We start from the raw sequence: 3,483 nt of genomic DNA on the forward strand, positions 1-3,483 counted from the left end.
TGAGCGGGTGCTTCGTTTCCTGGATAATCCCGCCGTGATAAAAGCCGCCGGCGGGCTATCCGGATCCCGTCACTACGTTAAATCAGTTGGCTACTGCCAGATTAACGATCCGGAAAACCCTTATCACCACCACGAACTGACCATGACCCGCCACAAAGATGGTTTTATCCGGACATGCTGGCACCATGACAACATCTTGCGGGCGGGTGATGTCCACCAGCAGCAGGCGGACGAAATTCTGTTACACAACCAACGGGCGTTTGTGGCACGCAGCATCTTTACCGATCTGCGGCTGCCGGTTGGTCATCTTCTGAATCCTTCCGATTTGTTCACCTGGTCAGTGATGCGCCGCGTCAGTGATCATCTTCCGGCCTTTATCAGTTCCTACATTCTGATGCAGAAACCGGAGGAAGAGATAACCGGCACCATGACAGAGCATTCCATTGTCCATCAACCGTGCTCACACAGCCGGATTGTTCAGGAAATCGTAGAGAAGATAAAGCCGGTCGTTGTTCTTAAAGTGGATCCGGAGCCGCCAGCAAGTTTTATGCGGATCCCGAAGTTAAAGCGCTGGGAGTGTCAGAAATACCTGCAGTGGGTCAAAAGCCAGCCGTGTTGTGTGTGCGGCCAGCAGGCGGACGACCCGCATCACATCATCGGTCACGGTACCGGCGGCACAGGTACAAAAGCACACGACATTTTTACTATCCCGCTGTGCCGGGTTCACCACGACGAGTTACACCGGGATCCGGCGGCATGGGAAGCAAAGCACGGCAGCCAGCTGGAGTTGTTATTTAAGTTTATGAACCGGTCATACGGGATCGGCGTTTTTGGTTAATGCGCTGTACGGAGCGCGGAGAGATAAACGATGAGAGATATTCAGATTGCATTAGACCGTTGGGGCGGATGGGCTTCATCAGACAACTGCGGGGTAGACTATTCACACATAGCAGCAGGATTTAAAGGGCTTATTACCAGTGACAGATCAGAACGACAGTCATGCAGTGATCACGATGGCCGCGTTATCGACCAGGCAATTACGAAGTTAAAAGCTGTCAGAAAAGATGAAGAGCTCGATCTGATAGTTGCTCATTACATGTACGGGGTATCAAAACGGGCAATAGCCCGTAAATGGAAATTGAGCGAAGGGCGTATCAGGCAGATGCTTCAGGTTGCCGAGGGGTTTGTTGATGGTTATCTGTATGCCACCGGTGCAGTTCTTGATATGGATTTAGAGATAGAAAAAGCTGGGGTAATAAATCGCAGTAAAAAAGTATTAGTGCGCTACGCAAATTCGGTGCTACTGTGATAAGAGTGATTCCTATGTCACATTGCTTATAAACTGAAACCTCGCAATCGCGGGTTTTTTATGTGCATAAAAAAGGGGCCGAAGCCCCTGTAATTATTGTTTTTGATTTACAGCAATTGAAACCGAGAGAGAAAAATTAAAAGGCTTAAGCGAAAAATTTCCGTCAAAACAAAACGCAATTTTTTGCGCGAACAGCACTTTTAAAAACGCAACCAGTGATAAAAAATTTGGCATGTGTTTTTTTTGCTCGCAATATGTCTCTTTACGAGGTCGTCTCAAAAGACTACAATTGTTTTGCGAATAAAAAGTAAGTCTTTTTTTGTGCTCAAATCAGAGACGAAAAATTTGGTCACCGACCATATCGAAAGCCCGGCAGGCGGCCACCTGTCGGGCTTTCTTGTTTTTCATTATATAGCACTGATGATAGATTTCTCCTGGAATAAGGCGATTGAAATTGATTTAAGTCAAGGATTTTTGGCGACATCGGGTAAATCGTGCTTTATAGCTAAGTGTAAAAATGTGCTGGTTAGTCAATAAAAATAATAGTAATCGTCATTTTCATCACTTACCTGCAAATTAACACTGAAAAAACAAAAATTCTCAATTTAAATAATGTATATTTTTGAATAATTTGTTCCGTGGTTTAGGTCCAGTTTGTAACGATAACTCACGGACTGAACTCTCCGGAAATTCCGGATAGTTCACATGTGCGGTCATTCTGGGTAACCCAGATTTAAAGAAAAAAAGCCGTCACTGTGTCATTAGTGTCGGCAGTAAATACTGGAAGCAATGTGAGCGATTGTCTAACTTGTGCAATACCCGAGCTATCAACTTGGGTATTGATGAAATGATAATGTTTCTCATTTAAATGTCAACCGAAAATCTTAAAGGTCGCCCTGTGCGGCCTTTTTTATTGCCTGCAACAATAAGAGCATTGGAATACGACAGGCTCATTACCTAATCCGTATTCAGCCACAGTGCTCTTTTTATTGCTTTCCCGCCGCTGGTGGGATTCCGAATAATGCCGCAGCCACCTCACTTTAACCTGTTTAAATCATATAACCCGGTTGCGGGATTTCCCTATCACTCAACATACGGAACACTCCGCAGGGGGTGGATATGCGAATGGACAAAATCACAACCGGCATTTCATACGGCACGTCCGGGGCCGGAGCCCTGTACTGGATGAAGCAGCTGCTGGACGGTTTCTCTCCGGAGCAGTGGGCAGCAATCGGCGTACTGGGCAGCTTACTGTTCGCGTTCCTGACCTTTCTGACCAACCTGTATTTCAGACACCGCGAGTACAAGCGCCGCTGCAAAGAGGAACCACAGGATGAATAACGGTCTGGTTAAAAAAGCAATGGCTGCTGTCAGCGGTGGTGCGATTGCTGTTGCGATGGTGCTGATACCTGCATTTGAGGGGATGAAGTTCAGGCCTTATCAGGATGTCGCCGGAGTATGGACAGTGTGTGCAGGGCATACAGGGCCGGATATTCAGCGGGATAAGATTTACACGCAGGCAGAATGTGATGCGCTGCTGGAAAAAGACCTGGCTATTGTTGCGAAAGGGGTAGACCGGCTTATCCGTGTTGATATTCCTGTCTATACCAGAGGGGCACTCTACTCATTTGTATATAACACAGGTGTGGGCGCATTCTCCCGGTCAACTTTGCTCAAAAAACTGAATGCAGGTGACAGAACCGGAGCCTGTGGCGAAATGAAACGCTGGGTTTTCGCCGGCGGCAAGCCGTGGAAAGGACTGATGACCCGCCGGGAGATCGAGGAGGTCGTATGCCACGGAACCCTTTAACACTGATCATCATTGCTATCATCCTGCTGACTACTGCTCTGTTGGCGGGTTGTTATCTGTATTCACTCCCGAATCACTGTAAGCCGCTTCCGGGTAATCCTCTGGATGGTGTGATCCATTATGAGTGTGAAGCGCTATGAACTGGAAAGAGGCGGTAATTGCCGCGCTGTTTATTTTTGCCGCCTGGTGGGTATATGACACCTACCGGGATAACCAGCAACTGAAGGTGAATAACACAACGTTGTCCGGACAGTTGTCAGCACAGCAGACGATAAATACTATCACGCTTTCAGCCGTTGCCATCAGACACCGCGCCGCACTCGACAACATTAAAGCCAAAGAAACGGAGGGCACGGAGAATGTC

Annotated in this window: 4 protein-coding genes and 1 pseudogene; all 5 read left to right on the forward strand. The window is 47.5% G+C overall.

Annotated elements, in window-relative coordinates:
• A partial coding sequence (locus HMPREF3119_RS01935) for a DUF968 domain-containing protein (protein ID WP_210388487.1) occupies positions 1 to 838 on the forward strand: 838 nt, incomplete at its 5' end.
• A gap of 30 nt (positions 839 to 868) precedes the next feature.
• Positions 869 to 1,309 carry an antiterminator Q family protein gene (locus HMPREF3119_RS01940; RefSeq protein WP_070578177.1) on the forward strand — a complete coding sequence of 147 codons (441 nt, stop codon included), beginning with the start codon at positions 869 to 871 and terminating at the stop codon, positions 1,307 to 1,309.
• Positions 1,310 to 2,428: 1,119 nt separating this feature from the next.
• Positions 2,429 to 2,650 carry a class II holin family protein gene (locus HMPREF3119_RS01945; protein ID WP_036422679.1) on the forward strand — a complete coding sequence of 74 codons (222 nt, stop codon included), beginning with the start codon at positions 2,429 to 2,431 and terminating at the stop codon, positions 2,648 to 2,650.
• Positions 2,643 to 3,119, forward strand: a complete 477-nt coding sequence (locus HMPREF3119_RS01950; RefSeq protein WP_070578180.1) for a lysozyme — start codon at positions 2,643 to 2,645, stop codon at positions 3,117 to 3,119. The genes HMPREF3119_RS01945 and HMPREF3119_RS01950 overlap by 8 nt, the downstream gene beginning before the upstream one ends.
• A gap of 136 nt (positions 3,120 to 3,255) precedes the next feature.
• Positions 3,256 to 3,483 (forward strand): annotated as a pseudogene (locus HMPREF3119_RS18615) (hypothetical protein); the annotation flags it as partial.

This window comes from Morganella sp. HMSC11D09, assembly GCF_001807955.1.
GTDB lineage: Bacteria > Pseudomonadota > Gammaproteobacteria > Enterobacterales > Enterobacteriaceae > Morganella > Morganella morganii.